This is a genomic window from Rhizobium sp. LC145 (assembly GCF_001005825.1).
GTDB lineage: Bacteria > Pseudomonadota > Alphaproteobacteria > Rhizobiales > Rhizobiaceae > Neorhizobium.
Genome location: NZ_LBHV01000002.1, coordinates 236,463 through 251,809, shown reverse-complemented (window position 1 = coordinate 251,809; position 15,347 = coordinate 236,463). Strand labels below are relative to the sequence as shown.

The window sequence follows — 15,347 nt, the reverse complement described above, 5'->3', positions numbered from 1 at the left end:
TTCCTTCTCCTCCGGCGTCCCAGGCCGGTTCAGCTTTCAAATGTTGCGCCCACGCCTGCGGCGGTTGACCGCGCGAAGGCGAGCGTGGCGATAGCGGTATCTTGGATACCCGTGCCGGTGAGATCGGCGAGCGTGATCTGGCCGCCACTTTGGCGGCCGGAGCCACGGCCGGCGACGACCTGACCAAGCTCTGGGAATGGCGCATCGGCGGCGACGAGCCCCGCCTTGATAGCGTGATGGAGCTCACCAAGCCGGCGGGTCTGCGTCAGACGATCGGCGACATAGACGTCCGCCTTGACGATGACCGCCGGATCGATCTCGTTCTTGTGCTCGGCATCCGAGCCCATCGCCGTCACGTGCTGGCCGGGCCGAAGCCATTCGGCTTTCAGGATCGGCGTCTCGGAGGGCGTGGTGGTGACGACGACATCGGCACCACCGATTGCGGCTTGAGGATCAGCTTCGGCGCGAACCGGAAAACCGAGCTTCGCGGTCAGTTCGGCAGCGACCGCCTCGGCCTTGCCGAACTCCCGGGCCCATATGCGCGCCTCGCGGATCGGCCGGACCAGCGTCAGCGCCTCAAGTTGCAGGCGCGCCTGCATGCCGGCGCCGAAGATTGCCGCCACGGCGCAATCCGGCCGCGAAAGATGTTTTGCCGCGACCGCGCCGGCGGCGGCGGTGCGCACGTCGGTCAGGTAGCCATTGTCGAGCAGGAGGGCTTGCACGAGACCCGTGCGGCTCGACAGCAGCACCATCATGCCGTTGGTGCTCGGCAGGCCGATCTTCGGATTGTCGAAGAAGCCCGGGCTGATCTTGATGGCGAAACCTTCGAGATCCGGCACATAGGCCGTCTTCACATCCACCTCGCCGCGATGCTCGGGAATGTCGAGGCGCAGGATCGGCGGCATGGCAACCGGCTTGGTGGCGAGCGCGTGGAAAGCATCCTCGACGCAGGCGATCGCCTCGCGATCAAGCGGAACCAGGTCGCGTAGATCCCTTTCGGTGAGAATGACCATCCGGCTCATGCAGCGTCCTTTCCACAGATGGTGTCGCCGTTGATGATCCGCCGATGCTGATCCATGTCGACATTGCGGCCTGAAAGGATAGCAACGACCGGGCCATGGCCCATGATCTTGCCTGCCAGGAGTGCTGCGATACCGACAGCGGCAGCGCCCTCGATCACTTCACGCTCGACCGCATAGGCATGCCGCATGCCGGCAGCGATTTCGGCTTCCGAAAGCAGGACGACATCGTCGAGAAGGTCGCGGCACATGGCGAAGGTGACGCGATTGTCGAGACCGATGCCGCCACCGAGCGAATCCGCAAGGCTCGGCAGTTCTTCGACCTGTACCGGCATGCCGGCGTCGAGGCTCGCCTTCATCGCCGCTCCGCGTTCCATCGTCAGGCCGACGACCCGCACCGAGGTCCTCCGTCCCTTGATCGCGGCCGCGACACCTGCCGCCAATCCCCCGCCGGACAGAGGCACGAGAACGGTTTCGACGTCGGGAAGCTGATCGAATAGTTCGAGGCCGAGCGTCCCTTGCCCGGCGACAACGGCCGGATGGTCGAAGGGCGGCACCATGACCAGCCCTTTTTCTGCCACCAGTCGGTCCACTTCCTCCTGCGCCTCGTCCTGAGACCGACCGACAATGCGGACATTGGCGCCGAGGCGACGGATTTCCAAAACCTTGTTCTCCGGCACGAGCGAGGACATACAGATGGTCGCGAGCGAGCCTTCCGCCTTTGCCGCAAACGCGAGAGCGCGGCCGTGATTGCCTGTGGAAGCGGCAACGACACCCCGTTTACGCTCCTCCACAGTCAGGGAGAGAACCGCATTCTTGGCACCGCGGAGTTTGAAGCTGCCGGTCGTCTGGTGGTGTTCCAACTTCAGATGAACCGGAACACCGGCAATCTCACTGAGCGCGGCCGATTCCACCACTGGCGTTTTCAACACGCGCTCACCGATGCGTGCCGCGGCGGCGCGGATATCGTCAAATCGGACCGGCAGGCTCCCCACACTCATGGCATCAGCCTTCCGGATAGGACTTGGTCATCAGCGTCCCCAGTTCAGGACGCGCTGCCGTCTCGCCGCAAAGGTGCAGGCAGGCCCAGGCGGTCGCGAGATTGCTGCTCACCATGGGCTTGCCGATTTCGGCCTCGATCCGGGCCGCCACCTGGGCCGCGCGGACAGCCGTGCAGGAGATGAAGAGCGCATCCGATTGCGGCGCCGTCACCTCGTGGGCAAGCGAGACGATTTCGTCCGGTGCGATGCGCGCCATTTCGCGGTCGTCCTCGAAACCGAGGCATGTGAACCGGTCGATCGTGAAGCCGAGCCGAGCGAAATAGTCGGCCATCGGGCGGCTTGTCTCCACCGTATAGGGCGTGAGGATCGAAATCCGCTTGGCACCGACGGCCTTCAGCCCTTTGACGGCCGCCGCAGTCGGCGTCACCACGGGAACTCCGGGCTTTGCCGCACGGATTGCCTGCTCGACCCTCTCGTCGCCGATCACCACGGAGGCGGACGTGCAGGAATACATGACCGCATCCAGTGTCTCGTCGGGCAGAATGAGCGAGGCGCCCTCGGTCAGCACCGGTTGCATCTTCATCAGGTTTTCGGGCGTCGTCGGGTTGGCATAGGGAATACGGCTCACATAGACGCCAACACGCTCTCCGGCGACCATGCGCTGGAAATCGACCTCCGTCGTATGGTCGGTCGCCAGGATGACGAGTCCGATCCGCTTTCGAAGCGGCCGGTCGTCGAGGCGAGGCCTGTGTCGGGCAAGATGTACGTCAATGGAAGTCATGTCAGTCATCCATCCGGGCGTAGCGCTCCTCGAGCCAGCGCAGTCCGACGACCGAAACCAAGCTGACGGCGAGGAAGAAGACGCCGACCAGCGTCATCGGCTCGATATAGCGGTAATTGCTGTTGGCGATGCTTTTCGCCTGGTTCATCAGCTCCAGCACGGTGATGGCCGAAAGCAGCGGCGTTTCCTTGAACATGGCGATGAAATAGTTGGCGAGCGCCGGGATCATCGGCGGCACGGCCTGCGGCAGCACGACATGTATCCAGGCCTGCCGCGTGGTGAGATTGGCGGCCTTGGCCGCCTCCCATTGGCCGCGCGGCACGTTCTCGATACCGGCACGGTAAACTTCCGCGGTATAAGTGGCATAGTGCAATCCGATGCCGATGACGCCAGCCACCAGGGGCGGCAATCTTATCCCGATGTCCGGCAGTACGTAGAAGATGAAATAGAGCTGCACTAGAAGCGGCGTTCCGCGGATGAATTCGCAAACGAAGCCCACCGTGCGCGATAGCGCGGTAACCGGCGAACGCCGGGCGATCGCGATGGCCAGCCCCAGCACCGCGGCCACCGCCGCCCCGAGAACGGTCGCCAGAATGGTGATCTTGAACCCTTCGAGAAGGGTCGGCATGATCTGCCAGACGAATTCCCAATCCCATTCCATCGTCAGGTCCTCACGCCATCGAGGCTGCGGCTCATGCGCCGCTCCAGCCAGCGCATGCCAATCGAGATCGACCAGGCCATTGCGAAATAGAGGATGAGGATCGTCGTGAACGGGATGAGCGTATTGCCGGTCTGGGCACGCACGACCTGGGCCTGAAATGTCAGATCTGTCAACGAGATCAGCGACACGACAGCCGTTCCTTTCAGAAGCTCGATGGCATTGTTGCAGAAGGTCGGCAGCATCAGAGGAAGCGCCTGGGGCAGAATGACATGGCGCATGCGCTGATAGCGGGAGAGATTGAGCGCGACGCATGCTTCCGTCTGTTCGCGACCTACCGCCTTGACTGCGCCGCGCACCACCTCGGCCGCATAGGCCCCGACATTGAGGCCGAGCGCCAATACGCCCGCTTGCAGCGGCGTCAGCGTTAGTCCCGCAAACGGCAGCACGAAATAGACCCAGAAGAGCTGCACGAAGATCGAGGTACCCCGGAAGAATTCGATATAGGTCGTGGCAAGCGCCCGCACGATGAAGAAGCGCGACAGGCGCCCAAGTCCGGCAAGGAAAGCCATCACCAGCGCCAGAGCGGACCCCATCACGGTCAACTGCAGCGTCACCAGCGCGCCTTCCAAGATCAGCGTCAAATAGCCTGACCAGTCGATCATCGGGTCCGAGTTCCTAGTCTTCTGATGGGATTGCCCTCATCCGCCCGCCGGCCCCTTTCCCAGGCTGGCGGTGGAAGGTCGATGTGCAAGACCGCCGGGGCGTCCAGCCTTCCCTCTCCCCGCTTGCGAGGAGAGGGTCGGGGTGAGAGATAAGCTTACTGCGCGGCGGCGCACTGCTTCTCGCGGTTGGTCGAAATCGCGGCGGCTGCCGAGAAGCCGTAGGGCTCGACGATCTTGGCGAACTCTCCCGATTCCTTCAGCTTCTTCAGTTCCACGTCGAAGGCGTCGCGAAGCGCCACGTCCTGCTTGCGGAAGGCCGCGCCGTCGCAATAGACCGGAGCACCCTGGACCGGAGCCACGACCTCGAGGTTAGGGTCGTTTGCCTTGCTCATCAGATCGTGGATCGAGAGGACCGGCAGCGAGTAGACGTCGATGCGGCCGTCTTGCAGCATCTTGATGCCGCTCTGGCCGTCCGGCACGACGATGACGCGATCGCGCGGAACGCCGGCTTCGAGCGCGAGCTTTTCTTCCGTGCCGCCACCCGGAGCGCCGATCCTGGCATTCGGATTATCGGCGATATCCTTGTAGCTCGCGAACTTCATGGGGTTGCCCTTCTTGACGGCGAAGGCTTCGGCGTCGCACAGGACCGGCTCGGAATAGGCGACCGCATTGCAGCGTTCCGGCTTCATGAAGAGGCCAGCGGTGATGACGTCGTGACGGCCGGCCTGAAGGCCGGGGATCATCGCGCCGTATTCGGAAATCGATGCCACGACGTCCTTGACACCGAGGCGCTCGAAGATGACGCGCGCCACATCCGGAGCAGCGCCCGAAACCTTGCCGTCGGCGCCGACTGCGGTATAGGGCGGCTCGTTGGCGATGGCGATGCGGGCAAACCCCTGTTCCTTCAGTTCCTCCAGGTCCGCGGCGAATGCCGACACACCGCCGGCGACGGACATGAGCGCCGCAAGGCTTGCGGCTGCGAGAAATCCTGTTTTCATGGTTCCCAATTCTCCTCTGGTTTTTTCCCGTTTATTTGTTCGGGCAATGTCGCCGCGCTTGCGGTCAGACGCGGTGCCCTGCCGCTATGATCTTGCGCAGGAAGGTCTGCGTGCGCTCTTGCCTCGGATTGCGGAAGATCTCTTGCGGCTTGCCCTCCTCGACGATCTTGCCGCGATCGAAGAAGAGCACGCGGTCGGCGAAATCGCTGGCAAAGCCCATTTCATGGGTCACCAGCAGCATGGTCATGTCACTCTCGGCGGCAAGCCGCTTCATGACGTTCAAGACCTCCTCCACCAGCTCAGGATCGAGCGCCGAGGTCACCTCGTCGAACAGCATGATCTTGGGAGACAGAGCCAGAGCGCGGGCGATCGCGACGCGCTGCTTCTGGCCGCCGGAAAGCTGCGCCGGTACGGATTTGGCCTTGTCGGCCATGCCCACCATATCGAGAAGCTCCATCGCCCGCTTCTCGGCATCGGCCTTTTTCACGCCCTGCGTCAGGATCGGCGCCAGCGTCACGTTGTCGAGCACGCATTTGTGGGGAAATAGATTGAAGTGCTGGAAGACCATGCCGATCTTCTTGCGCATTCGGTGCAAGTGAGCCTCGTCAGCCGGCGCCAGATCGGCGCCTTTCTTCATGTGGTAGAGTTGCTCTCCGTCGACCTCGATATGGCCGCCGCTGATCGTTTCCAGCGTCATCAGGATGCGCAGGATCGTCGTCTTGCCCGAACCCGAGGGGCCGATCAGTGCCAGCTTCTCTCCGGGCATGACATCCATCGACAGGCCATCGAGGACGGTCAGCGGACCGTATCTCTTCACGATGTTGTCGATGCGGATGATAGGCGACGCCATTCATGTCTCTCCCTGTTGAGACAAGCAATGGGCTAACGATGACGGCGCCAGGAAATCATGTCAATTCGGAAAATAATATCATGACAATATTTGTGCGTCTGCCCATTCGGCAGGCGTTTGCCTCAAATCGCAAGCAGCAGCGCCTCGGGATTTCCCTGGGCAAGCGAAGCGACCACACCAAGCCCGGTTCTCAGATCCGCTTCCGACGTCGAGCCGAGCGAAATACGAACGGCCGACGCCCCGCCCTGACCGGCGGTGCGGAAGGAGGTTCCCGGCGCGATGGCAACCCCGCGCAGCCTGGCCTGCGACACGAATCCTTCCTCGGTATGCGGATCGGTAAGCGGCAGCCAGACATGCAGGCTTTGGGGATGCGAATAGTAGCGCAGCCCCGCAAGCGTTTCCTGGGCAATATCGTGGCGGCTGGCCAGAGCCCGGCGCTGCCACTCGACCAACGCCGCTGCGGTGCCGTCGCTTACCCAATGCGTGGCGATCTCGGCAATCGCCGGGGTTGCCATCCAGTTCGATACCAGATGCCGGTTGGCGACGGCTGCCACATAGCGGTCCGGCGCGACGAGATAACCGATGCGCAGACCGGGCACGGTGATCTTGGTGAAACTGGTGATGTAGAGCGTGCGTTCTGGCGCATACGCCGCCAGCGGCGGCGATCGGTCGGTGACCAAGGGACCGAGAATATCGTTCTCGATGATCGCGATGTCGTGCTTCCTGGCGACTTCGGCAAGTGCCTCACGGCGTTTCGCACTCATCAAGGTCGCTCTCGGATTGATGACAGAAGGCTGGAGGAAAACCGCCCGGATAGGGCTTGTGCGGCAGGCTTCGTCCAGCGCCTCGGGGATCATGCCCTCGTCGTCGATCGGCAGTCCTTCAAGGTGAATGCCGAGATAGGTGGAGAGAGGCACGAGCGTATGATGGCTGATCGCCTCAGTCGCGACGATCGATCCGGGCGGCGCGACGCTCATCAACGCAACCGTCATGCCGGAGGTCGCGCCATTGGTGAGACTGACGTTGAGCGGTGAAACCTGCAGCCCGCAATGGGAGAGCCATTCCGCACCGATTGCCCGGTGACGCGGAAACACCATGTTCGGCCGGAACGACAGAGCCGAACTTGGCGGCAGGTTTTCCGAAAGCCAGCCGAAGGCTTCGCGCATCTTTTCCAGATGGAAATGCTCGCAGACGGGCTTCAAGATCGAAAGATCGATGACCTCGCCCAGCCTTTCGGGCAGATAGGGTGGCTCCGGCTCGCGCGGACGCGTCTGCACGAAACTGCCTCGGCCGATCTCCCCGGAAATCAGCCCCCGACGGATGAGATCGTCATAGGCGCGGCTAACCGTCTGGACCGAAAGATCGAGATCGTCGGCCATGCGACGATGCGTCGGCAGCTTCGTCCCATTGGCGAGCTTGCCCTCCTGGATCGCACGCGCGATCTGCTCGGCGAGCGAAAGATAGGCCGGGCGGCGGAGCTGGGATGGATCGGGGCGCCAATTTGTCATGATTTCGACTGTGCTTAAAATCAGTTCAATTGACAATGGCAAAACGAGTTTTCATTGTCATTCTCAACAATGCACGACAAGGCACCCGATGAAGCTCGACGCAATCGACCTGAAAATCCTGGAGGCGGTCCAAGCCGACGGCCGTATCACCAAGCTGGCGCTGGCCGAGAAGGTCGGACTATCGCCGACACCCTGCTGGATGCGCCTGCGTAAGCTCGAAAAGGCGGGCATCGTCGCCGGCTATCATGCGCGCCTTGCTGCGCGCAAGATCGCGCCGATCGCCAGCGTCATGGTGGAGATCACGCTCGCCAATCATCGCCAAGGTGATTTCGATAGGTTCGAACGAGCCGTGGCCGCCATTCCCGAGATCACCGCGTGCTGGTCGGTCGGCGGCGGGGTCGACTATATCGCCAAGGTCGTGACGGCCGATATCGACGCCTATCAGCGCCTGATCGATGGGCTTTTGGACCGGGAACTCGGTATCGAGCGATATTTTACCTATATCGTCACCAAGACCGTGAAGGAGGAGGCCGGCGTACCGGTTTCGGCTCTGTTTTCGGCAAGCGGTGACGATAGACAGTCTCTCCGGGCAGGCCCGCGAGTTTAGACAATCTCTCTATTTCCACCCTGCGGAATGGACAATCTCTCGCTTGAGGCCGGGCCACACTTGGCACGCCCTTGAAGGAGGAGTTGGCCATGACCGCAATTTTCGCACGTCCCGCCTTTCATGATGCTTTGACGCGCCTCTCCGACCGCCATCTCCTGCGTGATCTTGCCTATGTGAACGGCCGCTGGGTGGCGGGTTCCGACAGCCGGAGCTTTCAGGTCACCGATCCTGCGACGTCCGCAACGCTTGCCTGGGTGGCGAGCCTCGGAGTGGATGAGACCAGCCTCGCGATCGACGCCGCCGCGGCAGCATTCCCTGCTTGGCGCTCGAAACTGCCCCAGGAACGCGCCGCGATCCTGAAGGAATGGCATAGGCTGATGCTTGGCGCCAAGGAGGACCTCGCCCTTCTGATGACCCTCGAACAGGGCAAGCCGCTTGCCGAGGCGCGCGGAGAGATCGATTATGCGGCCTCCTTCATCGAGTGGTACGCGGAGGAAGGCAAGCGGGTGAACGCGGAAAGCGTCACCAGCCATCTTCCCGGCGCGGAGATGATCGTGCGGCGCGAGCCGCTTGGCGTCATAGGCATCGCAACGCCCTGGAACTTCCCTTCCGCCATGGTGACCCGCAAAGCGGCAGCGGCCCTTTCTGCCGGCTGCACGGTCGTTGCCCATCCTTCTTCCGAGACGCCGCTTTCTGCGCTGGCGCTTGCCAAACTGGCCGAGCGTGCCGGAATGCCGCCTGGCGTCTTCAACGTGGTGACGGGCGATGCCGCAACCATCGTCGGCAGGCTCTGCGAGGATGCGCGGATCCGGGCCATGAGCTTTACGGGATCGACGGAGATCGGCCGCCTGATTGCCGCCCAATGCGCGCCGACCATGAAGCATCTGGTGATGGAACTCGGCGGGCATGCGCCTCTCATCATCTTCGAGGATGCGAACATTGATCGAGCGGCCGATATCGCGATCGCCGCCAAGTTCGCAACCTCGGGTCAGGATTGTCTGGCGGCCAACCGAATTTTCGTACAGCGGTCCATTCTCGAAGCCTTCAACGAGGCCTTTGCCAAACGGATCGCTGCCCTCAAGGTCGGCAACGGATTGACGGATGATGCAGACATCGGCCCGCTGATGCATGAGCGCGCGGTGATGAAGGTCGAGGCGCAGGTAAGGGATGCGCTCGGTCGAGGCGCAAGGCTGATTGCCGGCGGCAAGCGCCACAGCGTCGGTCCGCTCTTCTTCGAACCGACGCTTATCGTCGATGTGCCACAAGATGCGGACATCATGCGCGAGGAGACCTTCGGACCGGTCGCGGCCGTTACCGCCTTCGACACCGAGGAGGAGGTCATCGTCCGCGCCAATGACACCGAATACGGCCTGGTTGCCTATGTGGTCACCCAAAACGGCGCGCGTCAGATGCGCCTCGCTCGCGCCCTCGAATACGGAATGGTCGCCATCAACCGGGTGAAGATCACCGGCGGGCCGATACCCTTCGGCGGCTGGAAGCAATCCGGCCTTGGGCGTGAGGGCTCCCGCCACGGCATCGAGGCTTTCACCGAACTCAAATATCTCTGCATCGACACCGCAGGCTGAACGCATTCATGAAAGGACATGCCATGCTCGAGAGAAACAACGAACTCACCGCCTGGGACCGGGACCATTTCTTCCATCCGTCGACCCATATGGGCATGCACGCGCGTGGCGAGACGCCGACGCGGGTGATCGGCAGCGGCGAAGGCGTCTACATCACCGACAGGAACGGCCGCACCAGCCTCGATGCTTTTGCCGGCCTCTACTGCGTCAATGTCGGCTACGGCCGCCAGAAGATCGCCGACGCGATCGCCGAACAGGCGCGGGACCTTGCCTATTACCATGCCTATGTGGGCCACGGCACGGAAGCTTCCATCACGCTTGCCAAGATGATCATCGACCGGGCTCCGGCGGGCATGAGCCGGGTCTATTTCGGGCTTTCCGGTTCGGATGCCAACGAGACCAACATCAAGCTCATCTGGTACTACAACAACATCCTCGGACGGCCGGAAAAGAAGAAGATCATCTCCCGCTGGCGCGGCTATCACGGCTCCGGCGTGATGACCGGCAGCCTCACCGGGCTCGAGCTCTTCCACAAAGCCTTTGACCTGCCGCGCGTGCCGGTTCTTCACACCGAAGCACCCTATTATTTCCGCCGCCCCGACCGCTCCATGAGCGAGGAACAGTTCTCGCAATATTGCGCCGACAAGCTGGAAGAGCTGATCCTCGCCGAAGGCCCGGAGACCATCGCGGCCTTCATTGGCGAACCGATCCTCGGCACTGGCGGCATCGTACCGCCGCCGAAAGGCTATTGGGAAAAGATCCAGGCGGTGCTCGAAAAATACGATGTTCTGCTTGTCGCCGACGAGGTCGTGACCGGCTTTGGCCGGCTGGGTACCATGTTCGGTTCCGATCACTATGGCATGAAGCCGGACCTCATCACCATTGCCAAGGGCCTGACCTCGGCTTACGCGCCGCTTTCAGGCACGATCGTTTCCGACAAGTTCTGGCAGGTGCTCGTGCAGGGTTCCGACGAGCTTGGTGCGATCGGCCACGGCTGGACCTATTCCTCCCATCCGATCTGCGCGGCAGCCGGCATTGCAAACCTCGAGCTCATCGACGAGATGGACCTCGTGCAGAATGCTAAAGAGACCGGCGCCTACTTCCGCTCCCAACTGACCAAGGCCGTTGGAGACCATAAGCATGTCGGCGAGGTACGCGGCGACGGCCTGATGGCCGCCGTGGAATTCGTCGAAGACAAGGACGACCGCAGGTTCTTCGAACCCGCGCGCAAGATCGGCCCGCAGATCGCAACGGCGTTGCTCGAACGCGGCGTCATTGGCCGGGCGATGCCGCAGGGCGATATCCTAGGCTTTGCGCCACCGCTCTGCCTCACCCGCGAGGAGGCGGATATCGTGGTGAAGGCCACGGCCGATGCGATCGACAACGTCTTCGCAAATCGCTGACGGAGCCGACCAATGATCTCGATACCCGATACGATGGCGGCCGTTCTGCTGACCGGCCATGGCGGTTTGGATAAGCTCGTGTACCGGCAGGACGTGCCGGTGCCGAAACCGGCAGCCGGTGAAGTGCTGATCCGCGTCACGGCCTGCGGCATGAACAATACCGACGTCTGGGTGCGTCAGGGCGCCTATGGCACGGAGGATGACCCCGCCGCTGTCTCCACATGGCGGCGGCAGGGCAATACCCTCACCTTTCCGCGCATTCAGGGCACCGATACGGTCGGTCACGTGGTGGCGGTTGGCGCAGGCGTCGATCCTTCCCGTATCGGCGAGCGGGTGATGGTCGACTTTTCGATCTACAATCGCGACGACGACAGCCTGGCGGATATCGATTACATGGGTCATGGCCGCGATGGCGGCTATGCGGAATACATGGCATTACCCGCTGAGAACGCCCATGTGGTCGAGACCGGCATGAGCGATATCGAGCTTGCGACCTTCTGCTGCGCCTACCTGACCGGCGAGCGAATGCTGGAAAGAGCAAGGCTCGCCGCCGGCGAGCGGGTGCTCATCACCGGCGCTTCCGGGGGTGTTGGCTCGGCCATTATCCAGCTTGCCCGCGCTCGCGGCGCCATTCCGATTGCAATCGTCGGCCCCGGCAAGGAGGAAGCGGTGCTCGATATCGGCGCCGAGGCGGTGGTGACGCGCGGCCAGGACAATCTGGTGGAAGCCGTCGCTGAAGCGATCGGTGGCGCCCCGATCGATGTGGTGGCGGATCTGGTGGCCGGCCCGATGTTCAACGACCTCCTGAGGATCCTCCGGCCGGAAGGTCGCTATACGACGGCAGGCGCGATCGCCGGACCGGTCGTGCAGCTCGACTTGAGGACCATGTACTTGAAACAACTCGAGCTACACGGCTCCAGCCAGGGAAGCCGTGCCGATTTCCGCCGGCTCGTCGGTTACATCGAAAGCGACAAGATCCGCCCGCTCGTCGGAGGGATCTACAGGCTTTCGGATTTCCACCGGGCCCAGAGCGACTTCATGGCCAAGAACTTCGTCGGAAAGCTTGTCGTGGTTCCGGACGCGGTCGCCGATTGACGGCACGTCATGCGCCTCATGCTGAGCCGATGCACGGGTAATTCGCAGGATGTTTCGTCGGCCTCCCGTGTGAAACGGAGCGAGTCAGCCAGGCGCACGGAAGCATGACGACCTGAGGCATGATCCAGGAGACGTCGTCACGGGAGCGGCGATGACATCCTCATCGTCCACCGCCTCTGTTTTCCTGCCGGCTAGATCATGGCTCCAGAGCCGATTGAATGTCTGTCAATGCGAAATCGTTGCCGACATAGAGTAATGGGGCGGAATACTGTTTTGCCAGCGCATAGGCGAAGCAATCGCCGAAATTCAGCCCACCGCGCGTGCCGAACCCCTGACCATAGTCGATCCTCGCCTTCATCGCCGCGCGGGCCAGGCGGTCATGGACCGGGGCGATGTCGATGTCGAAGTCGGTCAGGAAAGCGTGCAGATCAGCAATCGCTTCGTGGCGATCCCCGCTTCTGATCCTGCCCGCCATGACAGTACCAGCTTCGACATAGTTCACTGCCGAGAGGAGACGTGGACCGTTCTTCTGAAGTGCGGCCATACAGGCAGGCGCTTCCGCCTCATCAAACATGATCGCGATGATGGAGGATGAATCCACGACAATCATCGAGAAAAGCCGAGTTCCTCGGGCGTGTCTCCGACCGCTTCATCCCACTCCCGCTTGGTAACCGGACGACGATCATAGCGGTCAGTGCGTTCGCGTACGAAAGCCTTCATGCGTGCGACGTAATCGCTATTAGCCGCCTGCTCGGCGCGCAGGCGCTCCAGCCGCTCCCGCATGGCTTTGGTGATGGCCTCGGTCATGGTCTCACCGGTAAGGCGGGATAACTCACGCGCCAGCCTATCGGCTTCCTCCGTCTTGATGCTCAGACTCATGGCGCATCCCTTTCTAGATTAGGTTTCTAGATACCATATCGATAATCTGAGTCCAAATTCAACCTTCGCTCCCCGCCTGGCGGGCTTTCTCGACCAGCGCCTGGGCGACTTCCGGATCAAGGCCCGGAGATTGACATTCAGGCGGGCCTATATCACGGAATGAGTGTTGAGAGTCTGAGTATAGTTGCGTACCGGCGCAAGTCGTGACCAGCTTCGGTCGGCTCGGTATCATGTTCGGTCCTGACCTCTACGGCATGACGCCAAATCTCATCACCACTGCCAAGAGTCTGATTTCGGCTTACGCCCCGCTTTCCGGCACGATTGTTTCCGACAAATTCCGGCAGGTTCTGGTGCAGGGTTCCGACCAGCTTGGCCCGATCGGTCACGGCTGGGCCCCGGTCTGGCGGACATCAATTTCGCGCGAACTTCAAATGATCTGCAGCCGCTTTGTCCATATGGTTGAGGTCTGAGGAGATGGTGGCGAAGGTATAGCCCTCGGCAAGCCGTCTCGCCGCAAGATCGCCGGCGCTTGTATGGATGCCTGCGGCGATATCGGCCTTCGCGGCAACCTCCGCAATCCGGGTGAGTACGTCTTCGAATTCGGCAGCCTTCTCGGAATCGCCGATCGTTCGGCCGCCAAGCGCCAGCATCAGGTCGGCCGGGCCAACATAGATGCCGTCCACACCGTCCACGGAGCAGATTTCCTCAAGGTTTTTAAGGCCCTCTTCGGTCTCTATCATGACGATGCAGGCAACCTCATCGTTCATTCTGTCCGTTTCCGGTCCCGAGCGAAGGCCCGCACGCATAGGCCCGTAGGAACGCAGACCCGAGGGTGGAAAACGGCAGGCCCGGACGGCGGCGCGCGCCTCATCGGCGGTATCGATCAAGGGCACGATGACACCCCGCGCGCCAGCATCGAGAGCCTGGCCGATCAAGGCCACGTTGTTTGCCGCCACACGAACCAGCCCGGCGCAATCGTTCTTGCCGAGTGCGGCACCGGCGTCGATGGCGATCAGCCCATTGAGAACTGCCTGGTAATCCAGAAAACCATGCTGCGCATCGAAACAGACATAGTCATAGCCATGACGCGCAATCCGCTCCTGCACCGCCGGCACGGGGAGCTGCGTCCAATAACCGACGATCCGCTCGCGGTTTCTGAGCCTTGCCGCGAAACTCATGCCGCGGCCCTGTGCTGCCGGTTGGCGGCAAGGCGTGCCGCGTAGTCGAGCGCGGCCAGCATGTTCACATGATTGGCTTTGCCGGTGCCCGCAATATCAAAGGCCGTCCCATGATCGACCGAGGTCCGGTCGATCGGAAGGCCGAGCGAAACGTTGACGGCGCTGTCGAAGGCAACGAGCTTGATCGGAATATGGCCTTGATCGTGATATTGCGCGATCACGAGGTCGAAAGCGCCTTGATAGGCGCGGTGGTAGACCGTATCCGCCGAGATCGGCCCCACCACATTGATGCCTTCCGCAATTGCCGCCTCAACTCCGGGACGAATGGAATCATCGTCCTCGGTCCCGAACAGGCCGCTCTCGCCACAATGGGGATTTATGCCGGCGACGGCAATTCGTGGATTGTCGTAGCCCATCCGCTTCAGGTGCTCATGTCCGGTGCGGATGGTCGCGAGAATTCGTTCCGGCTTTGCCCGCTCGATCGCGGTGCGGAGCGACACATGGGTGGAGACATGGATGACCTTCAGGCGCTCGGACGCAAGCAGCATCCAAGAGGACTTGGAGCCGGTCAGCGCCGCTAGCATGCCCGTATGGCCATCATAGTGATGGCCCGCCGCATTGAGCGCTTCTTTGTTGATAGGGGCGGTGACGATGCCGGCAGCCTCCCCTGCCTCGGCCATTCGGACCGCCGCTTCGATATAGCGGAAGCTTGCCTCGCCACATCGAGGGGAAAGAACTCCGAATTCACCCGGAAGCCCCTCCACCGAAACGTGGCGCAGCGCGAGACTGCCGGAAGCGCCGACAGTACCATATCGATGGAAAGCAAGATCCACGCCGCAGACCTTGGCCGCACGCTCCACGGTGTCGGCATCGCCTATGACGACAAAGCCACCCCGTTTGTCTACTGGAATATCGGCGATTGCCTTGACGATGACTTCGGCACCCACGCCCGAAGGATCTCCCATCGTGATGGCGATCGGCGCGCGTGACGTATCCTGGGTCATGACATTCCTCCTATTATCCTTCTTATTGGCAGCAGTTTTCTTAACTTGTCAACTTTTCAACGGTCGAAAAATTCGAACCAGCGATTAAAAATACCTCCTGAATTAAAAGGCTTTC

Annotated in this window: 16 protein-coding genes and 1 pseudogene; 5 read left to right on the top strand and 12 right to left on the bottom strand. The window is 61.9% G+C overall.

The genetic code is table 11. The features are described from left to right. Positions 1 to 29 precede the first annotated feature (29 nt). The 8 genes from eutC to YH62_RS05885 form a co-directional block, all read right to left on the bottom strand. Positions 30 to 1,022, bottom strand: coding sequence for an ectoine utilization protein EutC (eutC, locus tag YH62_RS05920; RefSeq protein WP_046793256.1), 993 nt, complete (start codon positions 1,020 to 1,022; stop codon positions 30 to 32). After that, positions 1,019 to 2,020: a hydroxyectoine utilization dehydratase EutB gene (eutB, locus tag YH62_RS05915; RefSeq protein WP_046793255.1), complete on the bottom strand. Its 1,002-nt coding sequence runs from the start codon at positions 2,018 to 2,020 to the stop codon at positions 1,019 to 1,021. The genes eutC and eutB overlap by 4 nt, the downstream gene beginning before the upstream one ends. 4 nt (positions 2,021 to 2,024) lie before the next feature. Next, positions 2,025 to 2,801 (bottom strand): ectoine utilization protein EutA, encoded by a 777-nt coding sequence (gene eutA, locus YH62_RS05910; RefSeq protein WP_046793254.1) that lies wholly within the window; start codon positions 2,799 to 2,801, stop codon positions 2,025 to 2,027. A gap of 1 nt (position 2,802) precedes the next feature. After that, positions 2,803 to 3,462, bottom strand: coding sequence for an ectoine/hydroxyectoine ABC transporter permease subunit EhuD (gene ehuD, locus YH62_RS05905; RefSeq protein ID WP_046793253.1), 660 nt, complete (start codon positions 3,460 to 3,462; stop codon positions 2,803 to 2,805). 2 nt (positions 3,463 to 3,464) lie between these two features. Further along, positions 3,465 to 4,124 (bottom strand): ectoine/hydroxyectoine ABC transporter permease subunit EhuC, encoded by a 660-nt coding sequence (gene ehuC, locus YH62_RS05900; protein ID WP_046793252.1) that lies wholly within the window; start codon positions 4,122 to 4,124, stop codon positions 3,465 to 3,467. Between the two features lie 155 nt (positions 4,125 to 4,279). Further along, positions 4,280 to 5,122: an ectoine/hydroxyectoine ABC transporter substrate-binding protein EhuB gene (ehuB, locus tag YH62_RS05895; RefSeq protein ID WP_046793251.1), complete on the bottom strand. Its 843-nt coding sequence runs from the start codon at positions 5,120 to 5,122 to the stop codon at positions 4,280 to 4,282. 64 nt (positions 5,123 to 5,186) lie between these two features. Next, positions 5,187 to 5,972, bottom strand: coding sequence for an ectoine/hydroxyectoine ABC transporter ATP-binding protein EhuA (gene ehuA / locus YH62_RS05890; RefSeq protein WP_046793250.1), 786 nt, complete (start codon positions 5,970 to 5,972; stop codon positions 5,187 to 5,189). Positions 5,973 to 6,094: 122 nt separating this feature from the next. Continuing rightward, the gene (locus YH62_RS05885; RefSeq protein ID WP_046793249.1) at positions 6,095 to 7,480 is read right to left on the bottom strand and encodes a PLP-dependent aminotransferase family protein; all 1,386 of its coding nucleotides are present in this window, start codon (positions 7,478 to 7,480) and stop codon (positions 6,095 to 6,097) included. An 88-nt stretch (positions 7,481 to 7,568) separates the two neighbouring features. Between YH62_RS05885 and YH62_RS05880 the strand changes: the two genes are divergently transcribed. From YH62_RS05880 to YH62_RS05865, 4 genes are all read left to right on the top strand, one after another. Then, positions 7,569 to 8,087 carry an Lrp/AsnC family transcriptional regulator gene (locus tag YH62_RS05880; protein WP_046793248.1) on the top strand — a complete coding sequence of 173 codons (519 nt, stop codon included), beginning with the start codon at positions 7,569 to 7,571 and terminating at the stop codon, positions 8,085 to 8,087. 89 nt (positions 8,088 to 8,176) lie between these two features. Then, positions 8,177 to 9,673: an NAD-dependent succinate-semialdehyde dehydrogenase gene (locus tag YH62_RS05875; RefSeq protein ID WP_046793247.1), complete on the top strand. Its 1,497-nt coding sequence runs from the start codon at positions 8,177 to 8,179 to the stop codon at positions 9,671 to 9,673. Between the two features lie 23 nt (positions 9,674 to 9,696). Continuing rightward, positions 9,697 to 11,076 (top strand): aspartate aminotransferase family protein, encoded by a 1,380-nt coding sequence (locus YH62_RS05870; RefSeq protein WP_046793246.1) that lies wholly within the window; start codon positions 9,697 to 9,699, stop codon positions 11,074 to 11,076. 15 nt (positions 11,077 to 11,091) lie between these two features. After that, a complete protein-coding gene (locus tag YH62_RS05865; protein WP_046793690.1) occupies positions 11,092 to 12,171 on the top strand; it encodes an alcohol dehydrogenase family protein in 1,080 nt (359 codons plus the stop codon). Between the two features lie 196 nt (positions 12,172 to 12,367). Here YH62_RS05865 and YH62_RS05860 read toward each other — a convergent pair whose 3' ends face one another. Together YH62_RS05860 and YH62_RS05855 are read right to left on the bottom strand one after the other, a co-directional pair. Beyond that, positions 12,368 to 12,781: a type II toxin-antitoxin system VapC family toxin gene (locus tag YH62_RS05860; protein ID WP_082118259.1), complete on the bottom strand. Its 414-nt coding sequence runs from the start codon at positions 12,779 to 12,781 to the stop codon at positions 12,368 to 12,370. Beyond that, positions 12,778 to 13,050 (bottom strand): type II toxin-antitoxin system VapB family antitoxin, encoded by a 273-nt coding sequence (locus YH62_RS05855; protein ID WP_046793245.1) that lies wholly within the window; start codon positions 13,048 to 13,050, stop codon positions 12,778 to 12,780. The genes YH62_RS05860 and YH62_RS05855 overlap by 4 nt, the downstream gene beginning before the upstream one ends. 197 nt (positions 13,051 to 13,247) lie before the next feature. Here YH62_RS05855 and YH62_RS30740 point away from each other — a divergent pair. After that, positions 13,248 to 13,442: pseudogene (locus tag YH62_RS30740) on the top strand (aspartate aminotransferase family protein); the annotation flags it as partial. 18 nt (positions 13,443 to 13,460) lie between these two features. Here the strand turns inward: YH62_RS30740 and YH62_RS05850 are convergent. Both YH62_RS05850 and pdxA read right to left on the bottom strand, forming a co-directional pair. Further along, the gene (locus tag YH62_RS05850) at positions 13,461 to 14,228 is read right to left on the bottom strand and encodes an aldolase/citrate lyase family protein (RefSeq protein ID WP_046793244.1); all 768 of its coding nucleotides are present in this window, start codon (positions 14,226 to 14,228) and stop codon (positions 13,461 to 13,463) included. Beyond that, positions 14,225 to 15,232, bottom strand: coding sequence for a 4-hydroxythreonine-4-phosphate dehydrogenase PdxA (gene pdxA / locus YH62_RS05845; RefSeq protein ID WP_046793243.1), 1,008 nt, complete (start codon positions 15,230 to 15,232; stop codon positions 14,225 to 14,227). The genes YH62_RS05850 and pdxA overlap by 4 nt, the downstream gene beginning before the upstream one ends. Positions 15,233 to 15,347: the final 115 nt, after the last annotated feature.

Bases quoted from the DNA above. Each gene is read 5' to 3' on its own strand.
- YH62_RS05860 (WP_082118259.1), bottom strand. From the start codon at position 12,781: ATGATTGTCGTGGATTCATCCTCCATCATCGCGATCATGTTTGATGAG.
- YH62_RS05855 (WP_046793245.1), bottom strand. From the start codon at position 13,050: ATGAGTCTGAGCATCAAGACGGAGGAAGCCGATAGGCTGGCGCGTGAG.
- YH62_RS05885 (WP_046793249.1), bottom strand. From the start codon at position 7,480: ATGACAAATTGGCGCCCCGATCCATCCCAGCTCCGCCGCCCGGCCTAT.
- eutA (WP_046793254.1), bottom strand. From the start codon at position 2,801: ATGACTTCCATTGACGTACATCTTGCCCGACACAGGCCTCGCCTCGAC.
- eutC (WP_046793256.1), bottom strand. From the start codon at position 1,022: ATGAGCCGGATGGTCATTCTCACCGAAAGGGATCTACGCGACCTGGTT.
- ehuB (WP_046793251.1), bottom strand. From the start codon at position 5,122: ATGAAAACAGGATTTCTCGCAGCCGCAAGCCTTGCGGCGCTCATGTCC.
- YH62_RS05875 (WP_046793247.1), top strand. From the start codon at position 8,177: ATGACCGCAATTTTCGCACGTCCCGCCTTTCATGATGCTTTGACGCGC.
- pdxA (WP_046793243.1), bottom strand. From the start codon at position 15,232: ATGACCCAGGATACGTCACGCGCGCCGATCGCCATCACGATGGGAGAT.
- YH62_RS05850 (WP_046793244.1), bottom strand. From the start codon at position 14,228: ATGAGTTTCGCGGCAAGGCTCAGAAACCGCGAGCGGATCGTCGGTTAT.
- ehuC (WP_046793252.1), bottom strand. From the start codon at position 4,124: ATGATCGACTGGTCAGGCTATTTGACGCTGATCTTGGAAGGCGCGCTG.
- ehuD (WP_046793253.1), bottom strand. From the start codon at position 3,462: ATGGAATGGGATTGGGAATTCGTCTGGCAGATCATGCCGACCCTTCTC.
- ehuA (WP_046793250.1), bottom strand. From the start codon at position 5,972: ATGGCGTCGCCTATCATCCGCATCGACAACATCGTGAAGAGATACGGT.
- YH62_RS05870 (WP_046793246.1), top strand. From the start codon at position 9,697: ATGCTCGAGAGAAACAACGAACTCACCGCCTGGGACCGGGACCATTTC.
- eutB (WP_046793255.1), bottom strand. From the start codon at position 2,020: ATGAGTGTGGGGAGCCTGCCGGTCCGATTTGACGATATCCGCGCCGCC.
- YH62_RS05880 (WP_046793248.1), top strand. From the start codon at position 7,569: ATGAAGCTCGACGCAATCGACCTGAAAATCCTGGAGGCGGTCCAAGCC.